The sequence below is a fragment of the uncultured Empedobacter sp. genome (assembly GCF_937930195.1).
GTDB classification, from domain to species: Bacteria; Bacteroidota; Bacteroidia; order Flavobacteriales; family Weeksellaceae; genus Empedobacter; species Empedobacter stercoris.
On sequence record NZ_CALGVK010000063.1, the window covers coordinates 20,137 to 40,627 of the forward strand.

A 20,491-nucleotide genomic window follows, 5' to 3' on the forward strand; every position below is an offset into this window, starting at 1 on the left:
GCATGGATTTTTCGAATATTCGACATAAAATAGATGAACTAAAAGTTTGTGTACTTATACCGACTTACAACAATCATAAAACGTTGAAACGTGTGATTGATGGAGTTTTGGACTACACCAATCAGATTATTATTGTTAATGATGGTTCTACAGATGCTACAGATGCTATTTTAAACGAATACGAAAGTCAATTTGTTGTGGTTAAAATAGCACAAAACAAAGGGAAAGGAAATGCTTTGCGAGTTGGTTTTAAGGAAGCCGTAAATAATGGGTATCACTATGCTTTGACAATCGATTCTGATGGGCAACATTTTCCACATGATATTCCAAATTTTATAGAAGAATTAGAACAACGTAATAAACCAGTTTTAATTATCGGAAGTCGCCAAATGGAACAAGATGGTATTCCGAAAAAAAGTAGTTTTGGCAATAAATTTTCTAATTTTTGGTTTTGGTTCGAAACAGGAATTAAATTGAATGACACTCAATCTGGTTATCGTTTGTATCCATTAAAATTTATTCCAAAAAGATTTTGGACAACTAAATTTGAATTTGAAATTGAGGTGATTGTACGTACAGCTTGGAAAGGAATTGAAGTAATTAACATTCCGATTGACATTTTGTACGATCCAAATGAACGCGTTTCACATTTCCGTCCATTCAAAGATTTTACACGAATTAGCATCTTGAATACATTTCTCGTATTCTTGACTATTTTCTACATTAAACCTCGAAATTTTCTGTTCAGTTTCAAAAAAAAAAACTTACGAACATTCATTAAAGAAGATATTTTAGGAAGTAACGATAACAATAAAGTAAAAGCGCTATCAATTTCTTTGGGTGTTTTTCTTGGTATTGCTCCTTTTTGGGGTTTTCAAACCTTTTTATCTATTTTTTTAGCCTCTATGTTTCGGTTGAATAAAGTGATCAGTTTCTTCTGTTCTAACATTAGTATTCCGCCAATGATCCCAATCATCATCTACCTATCTTTAGTTACTGGAGGGTTCATTTTACAAGATAATTTTCATTTAGATTTAAGTTTGGTTTCGTTCGAAACGATTAAGAAAAATTTACTTCGATATGTAATTGGGAGCTTAGTTTTAGCAACATTCTGTAGTGTTGTAAGTGGGATTTTAAGTTATTTTTTATTAACTTATTTCAGTCAAAAGACCATTAAGAATGCATAAATATTTCTACACTATATTTTTACATATCAAAGGGAATAAATGGTTGAGCAGTTTACTTTTTATTCTTTTTTTGGCGTGTTGTTTATTTTTTGCGAATCGATTAAAATTTGAGGAAGATATAACGCGAATTATTCCAAAAGATGAGAAGAATGATGCCATTACAAAAGTTATTTCTCAATTAAAATTCACAGATAAAGTTGCTGTTATTATCGAAAAAGAAAAGGCTGGAACATTAGATGATATGACTGCTCAAGCAACAGATTTTTTGGATAGTATTCAACCGCTCAAAGAGTATTACAATGATGTTCAAGGTCAATATGATTTAGATAATTTTGCTTCGACATTTGATTTTGTACATCAGAATTTACCGCTTTTTTTAGAGAAAGAAGATTATGATAAGTTAACTCTAAAACTGACGAAAGATTCTATTGAATCGATTGTTGAACAGAATTACAAAAGTCTAATTACACCAACGGGAATAGTTTCAAAAGAATTTATGTTGAAAGACCCTCTTGGTTTAACTTTTGTTGCGTTAAATCGGTTGAAAGATAAAAATTTAACGAGCGATTTTGAGGTGTATAAAGGGTTTATTGTTACGAAAGATCATTCGAAATTATTGCTCTTTATCAATCCAACATTTTCTGGAAGTGAAACAGAACATAATACTGATTTTGTCAATCGATTAGAGGAAATAAAACAGCATTTAAATCCAAAATATAGCGGGAAATCAACATTAAGTTTTTTTGGTTCAAGTTTTATTGCTGTTGCAAATGCCAAGCAAATCAAGCAAGATATTATCACAACTGTATTGATATCGATGACGACATTAATGGTAATTTTGATGGTGTTTTATCGTAAGCTTTACATTCCAATTATCATTTTTATACCTTCTGTTTTTGGTTTTTTCTTTGCCTTGGCAATGTTGTATTTCATTCAAGGTACAATTTCTGCAATTTCATTAAGTATTGGTGCGGTTTTACTCGGAATAACGATTGATTATTCGTTGCATATCATGACGCATTACAAACACAATAGCGATTCTAAAATACTTTTTAAAGAGATTACCAAACCGCTAATCATGAGCTGTACAACAACAGCGATTGCTTTTTTGTGTTTACTTTTTGTGAAATCAGATGTGTTAAAAGATTTAGGAATTTTTGCTGGAATAACGGTTATTGTTTCTGGTGTTTTTTCATTGTTGATTATTCCACATTTGTATCACCCAAAGCAAAATTCGGTCGAAAATAATTCTACCATTATAGAGAAGTTAGCATTATTCTCATTTCATCATAATAAATTTTTGATTGTAGCTTGTATACTGCTGATTATTGTAAGTTGTTTTACTTTCAGTAAAGTTAAATTTGATAAGGATTTATCAAAATTGAATTACATTCCAACAGATCAAAAAATTGCTGAACAAAAATTAGAAACGTCTTCTAATACCATTTCAAAATCATTGTATGTGGTTAATTATGGAACGGATATAAATGAAGTTTTAACTAAAAATAGCGCGTTAACAACTCAACTATCAAAAGCAGTCAATGCAGATGAAATATTAAGTTTTAATTCGATTCAATCATTGGTTTTACCAGCTGCTGAACAAGTAGAAAAAATAAAGAATTGGAATAATTTCTGGTCTGCTGAAAAGATAAATTTTGTAAAGAATGAGTTTGTCAACGAAGGAAAAAAATATGGTTTTAAACAAAGTATTTACGATCAATTTTTCTCGATTTTTGATAAATCCTATCAACCATTAAAATTAGAGGATTATCGCGCGTTCAATCCATCACTTTTTGAAGAATTTGTTTCCGAAAAAAATGGATTTTATACCATCTCAACTTTAGTCAAATTAAAGGAAGAGAATAGAGAGAAATTTGTGAATCAATTTCATCATAACGAAACAATTGTAATTGACCGAAAGTTACTAAACGAAAACTTTTTAGGTAATTTAGTCAATGACTTTAATAATTTAGTTAATTATTCGTTTTTAGCTGTTTTATTGATTTTATGGTATTTTTTCCGACGTATTGAGTTGGTTATTATTAGTGCGATTCCTATCGCGTTATCAGGTTTGGTTACTGCAGGTTTAATGGGACTTTTTGATATCAAATTTAATATTTTTAGCAGTATTGTTTGCACGTTGGTTTTTGGTCATGGAGTTGATTTTAGTATTTTTATGACAAGTGCTTTACAAAAAGAATACACGATTGGTAAAGATGAAATGCCGACTTACCGAACATCAATTTTATTAGCCGTTATTACGACAGTTTTAGCGATTGGTGCGCTTATCTTTGCAAAACACCCTGCTCTAAAATCTATTGCGTCAGTTTCGTTGGTTGGAGTGCTTGCAGCATTGGTGATTACATTTATTTTTTATCCAATTTTATTTCGATTTTTTATAGCCAATCGTTCCAAAAAAGGAAAAAGTCCGATGACTTTATGGTTGGCAATTCAGAGTGGAATTTTCTTTTTATATTTTGGATTATTTGGAACGTTGACTTCTTTAATACTTCGTTTTTTGATGCTTATTTTACCAATTTCGAAAGAGAAAAAGTACCAACTTTTTGGATGGGGAATGGCAACTTTTATGAAATCTGTATTGATGTTGAAACCAACGGTTGTTAAACGAATAATCAATCCTAATCATGAAAATTTTAAGAAGCAGTCGATTATTATTGCCAATCATACTTCTTTCTTAGATACGTTAGCTATTGGAATGTGTACACCTAAAATTGTTTTTTTAGTAAACGATTGGGTGTATAAATCGCCAATTTTTGGACGTGCAGTTAAAATGGCTGGTTTTTATCCAGTTTCTAATGGTGTTGAAGATAATATTGAAGCAATCAAAAATCGTATTGGTCATGATTTTTCGTTGATGATTTTCCCTGAAGGAACGCGTTCTTTTACAAATAATATCAACCGTTTTCATAAAGGAGCATTTTATTTAGCAGAGAAATTGAAATTAGATATTTTACCAATGTATATTCATGGAAATTCAGAGATTATTCCAAAAGGCGACTTCTTAATTTCGGATGGACATATCTATTCAATAATTGGAGATAGAATTGCTTGGAATGATGAAACTTATGGATTAAATTATTCTGAACGTACAAAAAAAATCAGTAGAGCTTATAAAGCAAAATTTCAAGAAATTCGAAATAGATATGAAGATGAAAATTACTGGAAACAAAAATTGTTTTTAAGTTTTTTGTATAAAGAATTTGAAGTTGTACATGCTGTAAAACAAGATTTTAAACAATTTAAATCGGTTTATCATCAATTGAATGATGTATTTGGTTCGAACGAAAAAATCGTTCATTTTGCTAATGACTATGGACAGATTGATTTCTTATTGTTAATGCAGCAAGCAAATCGTAAAATTATTTCGTTTATAAAAAGTGAAGATAAAAGATCAATTGCTGCGACAAATTACATTACAAAAATCCGCTCATTAGAATATTCACCAAACTTCAGCGTTAATGAAGAATATACAACCCTTTTGATTTCGACAGAAATTGAAGAAATTAACCAAGAAACAATCAATCAATTTAATAAAATTGTTGTTCTAAAAAATAGAAACATCAATCTATCATTATTTACTGAATTTATTCAACAAACAGAAACAAATGAATACATCGTTTACACCAAATAATTCGAAACCTCATTACGATATTGTCGTCATAGGAAGTGGTTTGGGTGGACTTGTTTCTGCTCTTATTTTGGCAAAGGAAGGAAAGAAAGTGGTGGTGCTTGAAAAGAATAATCAGTTTGGTGGAAATTTGCAAACTTTTGTTCGGAATAAAACAATTTTTGATACGGGTGTTCATTATATTGGAGGTTTAGCCAAAGGTGAAAACTTATATAATTATTTCAAATATCTAAATATAGCCGACAAGCTAAAGTTGAAGCAATTGAATAAAGATGGTTTTGATATGATTTCTTTTGATGATGATAAAAACGTCTATCCAATAGCACAAACTTATCAAAATTTTGTCGATCAATTGACTGTTTTTTTTCCAGAAGAACGGGAAAATTTAATCGAATACAGTAGAAAGTTAGAAGAGATTTGTGCTGCTTTTCCGATGTATAATTTAGCCACTGCTGCGTTTGCTGACGAAGAAGATTTCTTGGCAATTAATGCCAAAGATTACATTGATTCTGTGTTTACAAACGAGCGATTGAAAGCCGTTTTAGTGGGGAATAATTTTTTATATGTGGGACAAGCAAAAAAGACACCTTTATACATTCATGCGCTTTCTGTTAACTCTTATATACATTCGGCTTGGCGTTGTGTAAATGGTGGAAGCCAAATTTCAACTCTTTTGATTAAGGAGTTGAAAAAGTATGGAGGAGAAATTTATAAATACCAAGAAATACAAGCCTTTGTTCAAGATGAAAATGAAGAGGTAATAGCTTGTGAAACGAAGGAAGGAAAGCGTTTTTATGGAGATTTATTCATTTCGAATATAGATATCAAGAAAACGATCGATATGTTGGGAGAACGCAAGTTTGGAAAACCATTTTCTAAACGTGTTAAAAGTTTAGAAGTCACACCTTCCGTGTTTTCTGTTTATTTCGTTTTTAAGCCTAAAAGTTTTCCATATATCAACCATAATATCTATCATTTTAATTCGATAAACGATGTATGGGACAGTTACGAAAAGTCAATTGACAATTGGCCAAATACTTATATTGCAACATTTAGTTTAGATCAAAAAAATGAAGCATATTCGGAAAGTATGACGGTTATGACCTATATGACGTTTGATGAAGTGCAACAATGGGAAGAAACATATAATGTTGATACCAATGATAATTATGGAAATAGAGGAGAAGATTATGAAGCATTTAAACGGTATAAAACAGAACTGATTATTAAAAAATTAGAAAACAAATTTCCTGATATTCGCGAAAAGATTTTAGCGATTCATACATCAACACCGCTTTCCTATCGAGATTTTATTGGGTCAGAAAAAGGTAATATGTATGGTTTTTTGAAAGATAGTCATCATCCGATGAAAACATTTATATCACCGAAATCAAAAGTGAAAAATATTTATTTTACAGGTCAAAATGTACGAGTTCATGGTGTTTTAGGCGTTACAATTGGTGCTTTTCTGACGTGTTGCGAAATTCTTGGATCCGAATATTTAATGAATAAAGTTCATCGGGAAATCAATCAAAAAGCTTATGAGTAAATACTTCTACATTTTAACTTTTATTCTGTTTACACTTTCTTCTTGTGGCATCCAAAAAAGTATGGCTGACCGTCCTGATTTATCTGCTTATCATTCTCAAAATTATATTCGTAACGAAGTAAATGATTCTCTATTTTATATAGAAAATAATTTCTTAAAAAAGAATAAGTCTCAAAATTGGGAGTTATATGTTTCTGGTGATGCATTAGAAATAGGTCAGAAAACAGGGGTTTTAACAAAGGAATTATATGCATTTCAAGAAGAATCATTTATGAATCTGATTACTGATTTTATTCCTTCCGAAAAGCGTCGAAAATTTTTGTTTAAAGTTCTAAAATACTATAACCGAGATTTACATCAATATATCAAAAACGAATATAAAGCACAGATTTATGGTCTTTCCGAATTTTCTTCAAATCGATATGATTCGTTGATGGATAAATACAATCGAAATCTTTTTTTGCATGGCGCACATGATATAGGGCATGCTATGCACGATTTGATGCTGGTTGGATGTTCTTCTTTAGCAGTTTGGGACAATAAATCGGAAGATGGAGGATTATTAATCGGTCGAAATTTCGATTTTTATGCAAACGACGATTTTGCTAAAAATAAAATAGTGTCGTTTACTCGACCTACATCTGGCTTTCCATATATGTCGGTTACTTGGGGTGGAATGATAGGAGTGTCGTCTGGAATGAATTTAGAAGGTTTGACAGTGACGATTAATGCAGGGAAATCTTCAATTCCGCTGAAAGCAAAAACTCCAATTTCTCTTGTTGCATTAGAAATATTGCAGTACGCATCTACTATTGATGAAGCGATCGAGATTGCGAAGAACAAAAAAGTGTTTGTGTCCGAAAGTTTGATGATTGGAAGTAGTAAAGATCATCGGGCAGTTTTGATTGAAATTTCGCCTAAAAAATTTGGTGTTTATGAAGTACAAAATCAACCTTATTTGGCGTGTACAAATCATTTTCAGAGTATAGAATATCAAGATGATAAACGAAATAATAAGCAAAAAACAGAAAGTCATTCCGTTTATCGTTTCGAAAAAATTGATGAACAGTTAACTATTCAAAATCAGTTAAATCCTCAAAAAATGGTTGATTTATTACGAGATACAAATGGGTTAAAAAACAGTAAAATTGGTTTTGGAAATGAAAAAGCGTTGAATCAGTTATTAGCGCATCATGCAGTTGTTTTTCAGCCAGATAAACGATTGGTTTGGGTTTCATCAAATCCATATCAATTGGGTGAATTTACAGCTTACGATTTGAATAAAATTTTTAATGATTCAATTTCAAATTTTAAATTAAATGTGGACAGTTTAGAAATTGAAAAAGATCAATTTTTAACGACAAAAGCGTACCAAGATTACGAAGCGTATCGCGTTCAACAGAAGTTAATTGCGCAATTGATTAAAGATAAAAAAGAAATAGATAATGATTATTTAAATCGTTACATTCAGAATAATCCAAATTTTTGGAAAGTGTATGCGCAAGTTGGTGATTATTTTTTTCAACAAAAAGACTATCAACAAGCGAGTAATTATTATAAATTAGCATTAACAAAGGAAATCACTACGATTCCGGATCGATTAATAACAGAGAAAAAGCTATCAAAATGCACACGCAAAATAGCCAACAAAAATCAATAGAAAAGCTTTCGGTAGAAGAAATAAAAGCGTTTCAAAATCAAAAATTACAAGATCAAATTGCCTATTTAGCAAAGCATTCTAAGTTTTATCAAGATTTATTTGAACAAAATAAGATTGATTGGAAAAGAATCAAATCAACGGAAGATCTAAAATTAATTCCCGTAACAACCAAAAATGATTTACAACAACGAAATCTTGACTTTTTGTGTGTTCCGTTACCTGAAATTATAGATTATTCGACGACTTCCGGAACTTTAGGCGATCCTGTAACGTTTGGATTAACGAACCAAGATTTGGAACGATTGGCTGATAATGAATTGAATTCCTTTCAACGAATTGGCGTTCAAAAAGGTGATGTTGTACAAATGATGACGACAATTGATCGTCGTTTTATGGCTGGATTGGCTTATTTTCTTGGTTTGCGAAAATTAGGAGCAGGTGTTGTTCGTGTTGGAGCGGGTGTTCCTCAATTGCAGTGGGATTCTATTCTAAAATATCAACCGAAATTTTTGGTAGCAGTTCCTTCTTTTTTGTTGAAAATGATTGATTATGCTGAAAAAAATAACATCGATTTCAATAAATCTTCTGTAAAAGCAGTTTTGTGTATAGGCGAAGCTTTGCGAGATAGGGATTTGAAACCGTCTTTGTTAGCGCAAAAAATTACTTCGAAATGGAATATTCAGCTCTTTTCAACGTATGCTTCGACAGAAATGAGTACCGCTTTTACGGAATGTGAAATAGGAGTAGGAGGTCATCATCAACCAGATTTGATTATTACAGAGATTTTAGATGAAGAAAATAATGAAGTTGAAAATGGTGAATTAGGTGAATTAACGATTACTACTTTGGGTGTTGAAGGAATGCCTTTGTTGCGTTTCAAAACGGGAGATTTAGTACGAAAACATTCCGAAAAATGTAAATGCGGAAGCCATACCTATCGATTAGGTCCAGTTGAAGGAAGAAAACAACACATGATAAAGTACAAGGGAACAACGTTGTATCCACCTGCTTTACAGGATGTATTGTCGCATTTTGATGAAATAAAACTACATTTAATAGAAATTTATTCGAATGAGTTAGGAACAGATGAAATTTTGATTCGATTAGTTTCGATAGATGAAACGGATGATTTTTTAGCCAAAATAAAAGATCATTTTAGAGCAAAAATGCGTGTAACTCCCTCGATTAAATTTGAAAATTTTGAAACTTTGCAAACAGTCATTTTTAAACCAGAAAGTCGAAAGCCAATCACATTTATTGATTATAGAGAAAATAGTTAATTCAAAAAAAAATCCACTCATTTGAGTGGATTTAATATGTTTAAGAAAATCTTATTTCATATAAGCATCAGAATTTCTTGCAGGGCTTTTAACCTCTGGCCATTCTTGTTGCTTTCCATCTCTACCAACAGGTAAAACACGACGATCTCTATTAACTAATTCATTTTCCTTGTCCGCCATCATTGTTAATGTAGCAGCTAATATTGCATTATTCTGAATTTCTTCGAAAACAATTTTGTCATAAGTATCCTTGTTTGTGTGCCAAGTATATGTACCATAACCCCAATTAAGAGAACTTAACATAAATCCTGGTACGCCTGCAGCAACAAATGAAGCATGATCTGATCCACCTCCACTTGGAGAACCAGGGAAATCTGTTTTAATTTCATTACGAACAAAAGAAGGTGTTGCAGCTAACCAACGCGTCATATATTCGTAAGATTTTTCGAAACCTGAACCATTGATGTTAACTACTCGCCCAGTCCCATTATCTAAGTTGAACACAGCTTGTGTATTTTTTACAATTTCTGGATGATCTTCTACGAAAGCACGAGAACCGTTCAATCCTTGTTCTTCACTTCCCCATAAACAAACTAAAATGGTACGTTTGTTATTTGGATATAATTTTTTAATTGTACGAATAGCTTCCATCATCGCGATTGTTCCTGTTCCATTATCAGTCGCACCTTGTGCACCATCCCAAGAATCAAAGTGAGCCGATAAAATAATATATTCGTTTGGTTTTTCTTTACCTTTTATTTCTCCTACAATATTAAATGTTTTTGCAACTCCATTATGTTTAGATTGCGCATTAACAGTTAATTTTGGAGCAGTTCCATTTTCAGCTAAACGATATAGCATTCCATAATCTTCATTCGAAATATCTAACATTGGAATCGTTTTCGTTTTTGCACCAAAAATTCTGTTTGCACCCATAATTCCAGTCCAATATGAAATGGCAACTGCAGCAGCTCCATTTTTCTCCAGAACTTCTGGAAGTGTATTGTTGTTAAAACCTGTTACTTTAATAGAATTACTCCAAGCTTCAGCTTCAGCTTTTCTATTTTCAGTTACTTTTTTGTATAATGCTTCAGACCCAAATTCTTTGTATTGATAGTCAGAACGTCCATACGATTGGTTTTGAGACATTAAAACAATTTTACCTTTTACACTTGGTAACCAAGCGTCAAATTCCGCTTTCGTTTTGAAAACTGGCATCGCAATAACTTCAGCAGTTACAGCTTTTTTAGTTGCTGGTGACCATGCTAATTGAGTTGCTTCGATTGATTTTGCTCTCGGATAAGTCATATCAACGTGAGTTAAACCACGTTCCCAAGCTTTCCATGTTCCGTAATCTTCGCGACGAGCTTCAACTCCCCATGATTTTAAGGTTTTAATTGCCCAATCTCCGGCTTGATCCATTTGTGGTGTTCCAACTAATCGAGGTCCAATTCCGTCTAATAATTCGTGCGAAATTTTTTTCAATTGCGAATTATTTTGGATTTCTGTTACAAAGCTTTGTACTGTTGGATCCAATTTTTCTTGCGCTTGTGCATGTACTGCAACAGAAGATAAAACTAATGCAGAGTAAGTTAATGTGTTAATCAATTTCATAATTAATCTGATTTCGTGTGATAAATTTTACAAATTAGGTCTAAAATATAATATTTTGTTAAATAAAAAAAGACTTCAGAAGATGTCTTTACTTTATTTATGTTTTTTTGAAAATATAATATTGTTTTTTATTAATTTATCATTCCGAAAAAAAATCCCCAACTTCGAAAAATTGAGGATTGATGAATTAACTAACTAAAATTAAATTTATACTATGAAATTTGTATACTACGTTTTTCTTTTGGCAATGCTTCTTCTTTTTTAGGTAAAACTAATTTTAAAATTCCGTTCACATAAGAAGCTTCAATTTTATCTTCATTAACCGTTTCTGGTAAAGTAAATGCTCTTTTAAAGTTGGTGAAATTAAATTCTCTTCTCGAAAATTTTTCTTCCTTTACTTCTTTTGTTTGATTGATTTCTGAAGAAATAGTCAAAACATTTTCATCTACCTCAATTGCAAAATCTTCTTTTGTAAGACCTGGCGCAGCTAATAAAATCTCAAAACTATCTTCGTTTTCTTTGATGTTGACTGCCGGAAATTGATTGTTCGAATTTACGTATGTTTCAAATTTTGGAAGCATCGCATTATCAAATCCAAAAGGGAAATAATTTGTTCTGTTTTTTCTAACTGTATTCATGTTTTGTATGTTTAAATTTTTGATTTCATTATTCATGCTAAATACTTTTCAAATTATATGCAAAATGATTTAATAAGACAAAATGACTTGTTTTTGAAAAATATCACTGTCAAAAAGTCTGAAAATTAGATTTAGTGCATAAAAAATCCTGAAAAATTGACTTTTCAGGATTTGAATTTATTTTAGAATAATTTAAAAATCTATTTTATTTAAATATATCATCCAAAACTTTTGCTAAACGAATTCCTCCTTTTAATAATTGATCTTCTATGATAAATTTGTTATCAAAATGGTAACGGTATCCTAATTTATCGTCCATTTTTACACCTGCGTAAATATTGTTTGCAAGAATGTAAGAACCATAAATCCAGTCTGCATAAGTGCCTTCTTTCATTTGAATTTGACGCTCTTTTGAAGCAATATCTAACAAATTTGAATATTCTGTGTACGAATAGTTTTCGTAATCAACTAATTTAGAATCCCAAACCGTGTGGATATTTACTTTATCACGGAACCATTCTACTTTGATTCGATTTCCTCCCAAATCATCTGGACGCCCCACATGAAGTGGTTGATGCGCATCCCCAAGAATGTGAATTAAAAAGTATAAATTATGTTGTTTTTCCTCAATCGTAAGATTTTGATTGTTTTTTAATTCGTTGATTAAAAACAACCCTTTTTTGTACATATTTTCATCCGACGTTTGCTCTAAAGCAACATCAAATTGTTGACGATTTAAATTTCCAGGAATGTTGACATAGTGATAAGAATCTGCATGTTTCCAAGTAGTATCAGATTTAATAAAATCTGGCCAGTTCGCCCAATACGCTAACTTTTGAGGGCCAATGATTTTAGTAATTTCTTTACGAGTTTTCTTGCTAATATGTTGTTCTGCGATTTGAGAAACTACTCGGTGACCTGTTAATCCCCAAGCTAAAGCACTTTCTGAAGCTAAAAAAGCACCTAAAAGCATTATGCTTCCTATTATTTTTTTCATTGTGTGAGCTCGAATTTTTGCAAAGATAAGGAAAGTTAAGCAAGTTGAAATGTGATTTTTAATTGCAAATAAAGTGATAGAGGTTTTTATTGAATAGAATAAAAACATTTAAATTTTTATTCTAAAAAAATTAATTAGAAAAGAATGTAAAAAAACTTAAAAAAAATATTTTTATATCAATCCTTGATAAATAGACCGATTGTTGTAGTTTTTATATATAATACTAAAAATAATTCAGTACTTTGTTTTGCATAATACTAAAACTTTTATATATATTTGTATAACAAAATAAAACAAGCCGTTCTTATGAATATAGAGAAAACAAAAGTTCAGATGCGAAAAGGTGTACTGGAATATTGTATTCTCAGCATTATTAAAAAAGGTGATGCTTATGCATCTGATATCATAGACGAATTGAAAAAAGCAGAGATGATTGTTGTTGAAGGAACATTATATCCGCTTTTAACAAGATTAAAAAATGATGACCTTTTACAATATCGTTGGGAAGAATCAACCTCAGGACCACCTCGCAAATATTATGCACTTACAGAGTTAGGTGAAGAATTTTTAAAAGAATTAGCTGCTACTTGGGATCAGTTAATCGAAGCCGTGAATAAAGTAACCACAGAAACGCACAAAAATGGATAAGACAGTATCAATAAGTATAGGAGGATTTTCTTTCGTGTTAGACGAAATCGCCTATAATAAATTAAAAACCTATTTACAGGATGTAAAAACTTCGTTGAGAGGAACAGAAGGTATTGAAGATATTATTGAAGATGTAGAAATCCGTATTGCTGAATTGTTTCGCGAACGATTAAAATTTAGAGAAGTCGTGAACGAGGATGATATTAATTTTGTGATTGCAACGATGGGGCATCCAGATCAATATAAAGTAGAGGATGAAGAGGGTGAAACGACGTCATCAACAAATTCTTCTTACACTTCATCATCAAATAACCAATCGTATGGAGGACAACAAACAGGAGCAAAACGTTTGTACCGTGACCCAGATGATACAATTGTAACAGGATTATCTGCTGGTTTGGCACATTATATGGGCGTAGATCCTTGGTTTGTACGAGCAATTTGGTTGGTTTTACTTGTGTTAGGAGTTGCAACTCTTGGTGTTTCGTTTTGGTTGGTTGTTTTTTGTTATTTTATCTTATTAATTTTTGTTCCAAAAGCAAAAACTACATCAGAAAAATTGCAAATGTATGGACAACCAGCAAACATAGATACCTTAAAAAAAAACGTAGAACAAGCCAGTGAAACGGTTGTTAGCGGAGGTAAAGAATTAAGTAATAAATTAGGTGGAGTCTTTGGTGTTTTTGGTCGACTATTACTTTGGTTTATTGGATTTATTATACTGAGCTCGGGAATTGGACTTATTGTTGCTGGATTCTTCTTCTTTTTCACAACGTGGACAGAAATGCCTACAGAATTATTTGGCTACATAGTTGAGGAAGAATGGATGAGCATGGCTGCAAAGATTTTTGGTGGAATCTTAATGGTAATTCCAGGTGTTTTATTGACAATTTTAGGCGTAAAATGTTTTTGGAATCGTGTAACAGTGAGCAAAGCCGTTATTTTTGGATCAATCGCTCTTTGGTTCGTTGCCTTATTTGCTATCATCGGAATTTCGATAAGTACCGCAAGTAAATTCAGAAATTCTGTTGAAATGACTGAAGATAAAGTACTAAATATTCCTTCAGACACGCTTCAAATAGAATTTACGAATAGAGAAGAAGGGAATTATAGATACAGTGGTTTCAATGATTTAGAGCAATTAATTGATGAAGAAGGTAATTTAGTTATTCCAATTTACAAAACATTTGATATCGAAGAAAGTAATGATAATAACGTTCATTTAGAAATTAGATATTCATCAAAAGGTGGAAGTAAAGAAGAAGCAAAGCGTAATTTAGAGTCGATTAAATACAATTATCAATTAGAAGGAAACAAATTGAATTTAGATAAATTTGTTAAAATTCCAAAAAACGGTAAATTCAGAGAACAAACAGTTGATATTAAAATTTATGTACCGAAAAATAAAGTATTATTTGTCAGAAAATCAAATTCGGTAAATATCAGATCTGGACAATACGATACCGATTATTTTAACGATGTAAATAATAATTATTTTGCATTTAATGGAAAAAAAATCGTATGTTTGAATTGTCAAAAGGATACAGATTCTGAAGATGATAACTTCGAAGGAGATGTAAACATACATGTAAATGACGGAAACGATTCGGCAAAAGTTAGAATCGATAAAAATGGTATTCGTGTTGAAAGTAATGAAGGATCTGTAGGATTAAATTTACCAAGAACCGAAAACAAAAAAGAAAAATCAAACCAAGAAATAAACTACAAAGATGATACAGATTCTATTAACATTAACTACAGAAATCATTCAAATAATCGTTGATTTCTTTGCATAGACCAAAGAAGAATTTTAATTTATACTATACAAAAAAGAGACATTTCAAACGAAATGTCTCTTTTTATTTTCGTCACATTTACAAATATCCGTTTTGAGTTTTGTATGTTTGTATAGGTTTAATGTACCATATTTATGAAAAAAATTTTAGGTAAATTATTGTATTCGTTAGGAGGTTGGAAATTAGACAATCATCTGGATTTATCAAAGGTAGATAAATGCGTTTTGGTTTGTGCGCCACATACTTCTAATTGGGATTTTTACTATACGATTTTAGCTTTTTGGCAAATGGGAATTCCAATGAAAATGTTTATCAAAGATGCTTGGACAAAGCCTTGGTATGGTTATTTTATCAAACAAATGGGAGGAATCGGAATCGATCGTTCACAACGACATAATATGGTTGATTTTGCATCAGATATTTTAAAAAAAGCAGATAAATTATACTTAATCAATACGCCAGAAGGAACGCGTTCACGTGCAGAAAAGTGGAAAAATGGTTTCTTTTATATTGCGCAGAAAGCTGATGTTCCGATTGTTTTAGCATATTGTGACTTTAAGAAAAAGCGAGCTGGAATTTCAAAAATTGTAGAAACAGAAAATAGATCTTTGAATGATGTGATGGATGAAATTCAAGATTTTTACAAAGATGTAACAGCAAAACATCCCGAACTTTATAACCCAAAAATACATTAGATGATGAACGAACAAGATAGTTTAAGAAAATTTCAAGCTATGTCAAAAAACACATTACTTGAAACATTAGATATTGAATTTACAGCAGTTGGAGAAGATTTTTTAGCTGGAAAAATGCCTGTTACACCGAAAGTTCATCAACCTTTTGGATTATTGCATGGTGGCGCATCAATTGTTTTAGCTGAAACTTTAGGAAGTACCTTATCCAATATAATTTTAGCATCTGATGATTACGTTGCTGTAGGGCAACATGTTGATGCAAATCATCTTCGACCAAAGAAAGAGGGGACAATTTTTGGACATGCAACAGTCGTAAAAAGAGGTCGTACATCGCATTTGATTAAGATTGAAATCAAAGATGAAAACGATAAATTAATTTGTTATACTCATTTAACTAACGCCATTATTTCTAAAAAACATGTTTAAAAAATTTCAAGAGAAACTTGAAAGATTAATTCAGAATCAAAAACCGTTTATACTTTTCAGAAAACCAAATACGACACAAGTCGAGTTATGGGAGAATAAAGCTATTGTAACAGATAATCAATTTATTTGCAATAGTTTCGATAATTCAAAATTAATTGAATTTAATGATGATGAGGTTCAAGTAATACCAATTGATCAATTACCAAATTTTGAACTTTCTTTACCAGAATCTGATCAAAATGAAGCGATTTCGTACGAAAATTACATTAATTTAATTCAAAAAACTGTTCAAGAATTACGCAGTGAGTCGGCAACAAAAAAAATTGTAATTAGTCGAATCAATTCACTTGCAAAAACAGCAGTTAATTTAGCCGAAACATTCAAAAACTTACACCAACATTATCCAAATGCCTATCTATATTTGCGTTATGATGTTAAAGAAGGATGTTGGATTGGTGCGTCTCCAGAGCTCTTATTGAAAGAAAATAATCAATTCATCGAAACAGTTTCTTTGGCAGGTACAAAGGCGAAAGAAGATGATTGGACGGAAAAAGAATACCATGAACAACAAGTTGTTACCGATTATATTGCTTCAACTTTAAAACCTTATACTGCTTATATTGATGTGGATGGTCCGTTTTCGGTAAATGCTGGTTTTTTTGAACATTTGAAATCGTATATTTCAGCTCAATTAAACGATAAAACAAAGCTTTACGATTTATTGAAAGCCTTGCATCCAACGCCTGCTGTTGGTGGAATGCCAAAAGATTTATCGAAAGATTTTATCTTAAAAAATGAAGGATATGATCGCTCTTTTTATGCAGGTTTTATGGGGTATCAAAATAAAATAGCATCTGAATATTTTGTGAATCTTCGTTGTGCAAAAATCTATTCGAATAAAGTGAATTTGTATGTCGGAGGTGGAATTATGCCAGATTCTGTACCTGAAAAGGAATGGCATGAGACAGAATTGAAATCCAAAACAATAGGTGAGTTATTAATTTATTCAACATAAATTATCTTAATCAATAGTTTTACTAAAAGAGTCTAAATTGTAAGAAAAGTCTTATTTTCGAAAAGTTAAAAATTAAAATAAAATACAAAATATAATGGCAACAATAAATTGGCAAACGGTAAAAGAATATGAAGATATCACGTTTAAGAAATGTGATGGTGTAATGCGTATTGCTTTTAATCGTCCTGAAGTTCGTAATGCGTTTCGTCCAAAAACAGTTTTCGAATTGTTAGACGCTTTTCAATTAGCAGAAGAAGATCGAGAAGTTGGTGTAATTCTGTTAACAGGAGAAGGACCATCTGCAAAAGACGGTGGTTGGGCTTTTTGTTCGGGAGGAGATCAACGCGTTCGTGGAGCAAAAGGCTACGAAGGACAAGATGGTGTTGGTCGTTTGAATATTTTAGAAGTTCAACGTTTGATTCGTTTTTCAACTAAAGTTGTAGTAGCTGTGGTTAACGGTTGGGCAGTTGGTGGAGGACATTCTTTACACGTTGTTTGCGACATGACATTAGCTTCTAAGGAGCATGCGATTTTCAAACAGACAGATGCCGATGTTGCGTCTTTTGATGGAGGTTATGGTTCGGCTTATTTGGCAAAACAAGTTGGTCAAAAACGTGCGCGAGAGATTTTCTTTTTAGGATTGAATTACTCTGCTCAAGAGGCTTATGAGATGGGAATGGTGAACTTAGTTGTTCCTCATGATGAGTTAGAACAAGTAGCTTTTGATTGGGCACAAGAAATTTTAACAAAATCTCCTACAGCAATCAAAATGTTGAAATACGCGTTCAATTTAGTGGATGATGGATTGGTTGGTCAACAAATATTTGCTGGTGAAACAACTCGTTTTGCTTACGGAACAGAAGAAGCTGTAGAGGGTAGAAATGCGTTCTTAGAAAAACGTAAACGAGATTTTTCTAAATTTCGTTAATTTAATTTTACACCATATTTAGGAGAGCGGTACTTTGAGTATCGCTTTTTTAAATTAATTTATAATTTAACAATAAACTTTTAGTAATTTTTGAATAGAATTAATGGAAGTTTGGTTTAATATTGGAACAAATTAATTATCCAAAATCAATTTATTTTTTCTTAAAATCAATGTACATTTAAGGTTTAAAATTCAATTCGTAAAATGACATCAGAGGAGAAAATTCCATCTATTTGGAAAAATAAAGAATTTGTACCATTTATATTTTTAAGATTTTCCTTAATCTTCGCATTATTTATACAAAGCACATCGGTTGCTTACGAAATTTTTCAAGTCACACAGAAAGCAATTTTTCTTGGATTAATAGGTTTAGCTGAGTTTTTGCCCATTCTTTTTACCGCATTTTATGCAGGACAACTAGTGGATAAATTAGATAAGCGAATGATTTTGGTACGGAGTATAAGTTGTTTTATGACAGCTTCTTTTGTCTTGATGATTGTTAATTTTCCTTCAGTAAGAGAAGCAATCGGAATTCCAATTTATTTAGGCGTTTGTTATTTTGCTTTTTTTATTTTGGGGTTGACAAGAGCATTTAGCGGACCAGCGTTATTTGCACTATTAGCATTAGTTGTTCGCAAAGAAAATTATACGAAAGCAATTCCAATTTCTTCTTCTGCTTTTATGATTGGTTCAGTTTTAGGACCATTAGCTGGTGGAGTTATTTTAGCCAAATTTGGTATTGAGGCAGCTTTAATAACGGCATTTGCTATCATGTGTATTTCGATGATGATGATTTTAATGATTGCTAAAAAACCAGCTGAAACTTCCGAATCTGAATCAACAGAATCACCATTGATACGAATCAAACAGGGATTGAGATTTATTTGGGGTACACCAATTATATTAGCCGTTTTGAGCTTAGATATGTTTGCTGTTTTCTTTGGTGGAGCAGAATCGTTGTTACCAGCTTTTGTTGAAAAAGTATTAAAATTAGGACCAGAAGCTTTTGGGTTTTTACGTTCAGCCCATGGAATCGGATCGTTAATCATGATGTTTTTTTTGTCAATAATTCCAAGTTTATTAAAAGGGAATGTAGGTCCAAAATTATTAGGTGCAGTTGCGATGTTTGGAGTTTGTATTATAGGTTTTGGTTTCAGTCGAAATTTGTATTTATGCTTTGTTGTTCTGCTTTTTGGTGGTGCATTTGATGCTATTTCAATGGTCATTCGTCAAAGTATTTTACAAATCAAAACACCCGAAAATTTAAAAGGTCGTGTATCATCTGTCAATTCAATTTTTGTGAGTTCTTCTAACGAATTAGGTGCTTTGGAAAGTGGAATTGCAGCTACATTTTTAGGGATTGTTCCTGCCATTATTTTTGGAGGATCGATGACAATTTTAACCGTCATTTTAATCTCTTTATTTATTAAGCCAATTAGAAATGTTAAGTTGAAATAGAATTATTTTTAGTTTGAAATATTATTACACAACAAGGGGTATTTTAAATAAATAAGTTTATTTTTGCAATAAACTGTATGAAAAATGTTTAGATATTTATTAATTGCTTTTTGTAGTTTGTTTATAATTTCTTGTGATGAGGATATTCAAGAAGAAGAATATTTGGTAGAATCGAATGATAATTTGTTTCCGAAAGGTTTTTTTTCGAATAGATATTTTGTAAATGAATCTTTACCAGATTATAATTTTGATAGTATTCAAATTAAATATGATGATCAAAAAAGACCAATAGAAAAAAATATTAAATCTTTTCATTATATCATGAGTTCTCAAAAAGTGAAATATACCAATGATTCTTTATATGAGATTTCTGAAGGTGGAGTAATTATAGAAAAGGGAACTTATCAAGTTAAAAATTATTTTAAAGAGAAGATAATTCAGAAATTAACTTCTACTAAAGATAAAATAAATACTAAATATGTATATTCTGCAATTGAAGGAGATTCTGTTTTGGATTCAGTCAAAATAGAAAAAGGGAAAATTTTAGAAATTCAGAAATATTATTGGAACAGAAATTCAAATTACCCTCATTTAACGAACTTGGATAGTATCGAGATTAGACAAATTAATAAAGCTGATTCTACTGATCATTCGAATGCACGTAATGTACTTTCTTTCTATAAATACGATAAAAAACAGAATCCTTTTATCCGTTTGGGGATTTTTGACGATATAAACTATAGACATTTATCGTTTAATAATTTTATATTAGTAAATATGAAATTGTATGATAAAGAAGATAAAATTATTTACAATTATGATTTTTCTCCAACCAAGTTTTATTACAAAAATGGAAAAGTAGATTTAACAAAATAACAAAAAGCTCATCAATGTAGACTGCCCCCAAAAAGTTAGACACTTTTGGGGGCATTTTTTATGGCAATAAAAGTA

16 protein-coding genes are annotated in these 20,491 nt (G+C 31.2%); 13 read left to right on the forward strand and 3 right to left on the reverse strand.

The genetic code is table 11. The annotated features are described in order from the left end of the window. Positions 1–2: 2 nt before the first annotated feature. From Q0616_RS03650 to Q0616_RS03670, 5 genes are read left to right on the forward strand one after another with little or no spacing between them, the layout of a single operon-like run. On the forward strand, positions 3–1,187 hold the full coding sequence (locus Q0616_RS03650) for a DUF2062 domain-containing protein (protein ID WP_298775189.1): 1,185 nt from the start codon (positions 3–5) through the stop codon (positions 1,185–1,187). After that, positions 1,180–4,839 (forward strand): MMPL family transporter, encoded by a 3,660-nt coding sequence (locus tag Q0616_RS03655; protein WP_298775191.1) that lies wholly within the window; start codon positions 1,180–1,182, stop codon positions 4,837–4,839. The genes Q0616_RS03650 and Q0616_RS03655 overlap by 8 nt, the downstream gene beginning before the upstream one ends. Further along, complete coding sequence (locus Q0616_RS03660) at positions 4,814–6,385, forward strand: NAD(P)/FAD-dependent oxidoreductase (protein WP_298775193.1); 1,572 nt, start codon at positions 4,814–4,816, stop codon at positions 6,383–6,385. Before Q0616_RS03655 ends, Q0616_RS03660 begins: the two co-directional genes overlap by 26 nt. Further along, entirely contained in the window at positions 6,378–8,045 is a 1,668-nt protein-coding gene (locus Q0616_RS03665) for a C45 family peptidase (protein ID WP_225539266.1), read from the forward strand. The genes Q0616_RS03660 and Q0616_RS03665 overlap by 8 nt, the downstream gene beginning before the upstream one ends. Further along, positions 8,012–9,325, forward strand: a complete 1,314-nt coding sequence (locus Q0616_RS03670) for an AMP-binding protein (RefSeq protein ID WP_298775201.1) — start codon at positions 8,012–8,014, stop codon at positions 9,323–9,325. The genes Q0616_RS03665 and Q0616_RS03670 overlap by 34 nt, the downstream gene beginning before the upstream one ends. 51 nt (positions 9,326–9,376) lie before the next feature. Here the strand turns inward: Q0616_RS03670 and Q0616_RS03675 are convergent, their stop codons facing one another. The 3 genes from Q0616_RS03675 to Q0616_RS03685 form a co-directional block, all read right to left on the reverse strand. Then, entirely contained in the window at positions 9,377–10,939 is a 1,563-nt protein-coding gene (locus Q0616_RS03675; RefSeq protein WP_171623101.1) for a M20/M25/M40 family metallo-hydrolase, read from the reverse strand. Between the two features lie 212 nt (positions 10,940–11,151). Then, positions 11,152–11,577, reverse strand: a complete 426-nt coding sequence (locus tag Q0616_RS03680; RefSeq protein ID WP_225539263.1) for an Hsp20/alpha crystallin family protein — start codon at positions 11,575–11,577, stop codon at positions 11,152–11,154. Positions 11,578–11,782: 205 nt separating this feature from the next. Continuing rightward, positions 11,783–12,574, reverse strand: a complete 792-nt coding sequence (locus tag Q0616_RS03685; RefSeq protein ID WP_188319849.1) for a S1/P1 nuclease — start codon at positions 12,572–12,574, stop codon at positions 11,783–11,785. Between the two features lie 306 nt (positions 12,575–12,880). Here Q0616_RS03685 and Q0616_RS03690 point away from each other — a divergent pair, with 306 nt between their 5' ends. The 8 genes from Q0616_RS03690 (at position 12,881) to Q0616_RS03725 (ending at position 20,416) form a co-directional block, all read left to right on the forward strand. Beyond that, positions 12,881–13,222: a PadR family transcriptional regulator gene (locus tag Q0616_RS03690; protein ID WP_171623104.1), complete on the forward strand. Its 342-nt coding sequence runs from the start codon at positions 12,881–12,883 to the stop codon at positions 13,220–13,222. Continuing rightward, positions 13,215–15,005: a PspC domain-containing protein gene (locus Q0616_RS03695; RefSeq protein ID WP_298775206.1), complete on the forward strand. Its 1,791-nt coding sequence runs from the start codon at positions 13,215–13,217 to the stop codon at positions 15,003–15,005. The genes Q0616_RS03690 and Q0616_RS03695 overlap by 8 nt, the downstream gene beginning before the upstream one ends. A gap of 147 nt (positions 15,006–15,152) precedes the next feature. Further along, on the forward strand, positions 15,153–15,713 hold the full coding sequence (locus tag Q0616_RS03700) for a 1-acyl-sn-glycerol-3-phosphate acyltransferase (RefSeq protein ID WP_188319850.1): 561 nt from the start codon (positions 15,153–15,155) through the stop codon (positions 15,711–15,713). After that, positions 15,714–16,139, forward strand: a complete 426-nt coding sequence (locus Q0616_RS03705) for a hotdog fold thioesterase (RefSeq protein WP_225542814.1) — start codon at positions 15,714–15,716, stop codon at positions 16,137–16,139. It abuts the gene before it with no gap. Then, positions 16,132–17,154, forward strand: a complete 1,023-nt coding sequence (locus tag Q0616_RS03710) for an isochorismate synthase (protein WP_188319851.1) — start codon at positions 16,132–16,134, stop codon at positions 17,152–17,154. Before Q0616_RS03705 ends, Q0616_RS03710 begins: the two co-directional genes overlap by 8 nt. Before the next feature lie 94 nt (positions 17,155–17,248). Then, the gene (locus tag Q0616_RS03715; protein WP_171623108.1) at positions 17,249–18,082 is read left to right on the forward strand and encodes a 1,4-dihydroxy-2-naphthoyl-CoA synthase; all 834 of its coding nucleotides are present in this window, start codon (positions 17,249–17,251) and stop codon (positions 18,080–18,082) included. A 204-nt stretch (positions 18,083–18,286) separates the two neighbouring features. Beyond that, positions 18,287–19,540 carry an MFS transporter gene (locus Q0616_RS03720; RefSeq protein ID WP_284583905.1) on the forward strand — a complete coding sequence of 418 codons (1,254 nt, stop codon included), beginning with the start codon at positions 18,287–18,289 and terminating at the stop codon, positions 19,538–19,540. An 84-nt stretch (positions 19,541–19,624) separates the two neighbouring features. Further along, a complete protein-coding gene (locus Q0616_RS03725) occupies positions 19,625–20,416 on the forward strand; it encodes a hypothetical protein (RefSeq protein WP_298775217.1) in 792 nt (263 codons plus the stop codon). The last annotated feature ends 75 nt before the right edge of the window (positions 20,417–20,491 follow it).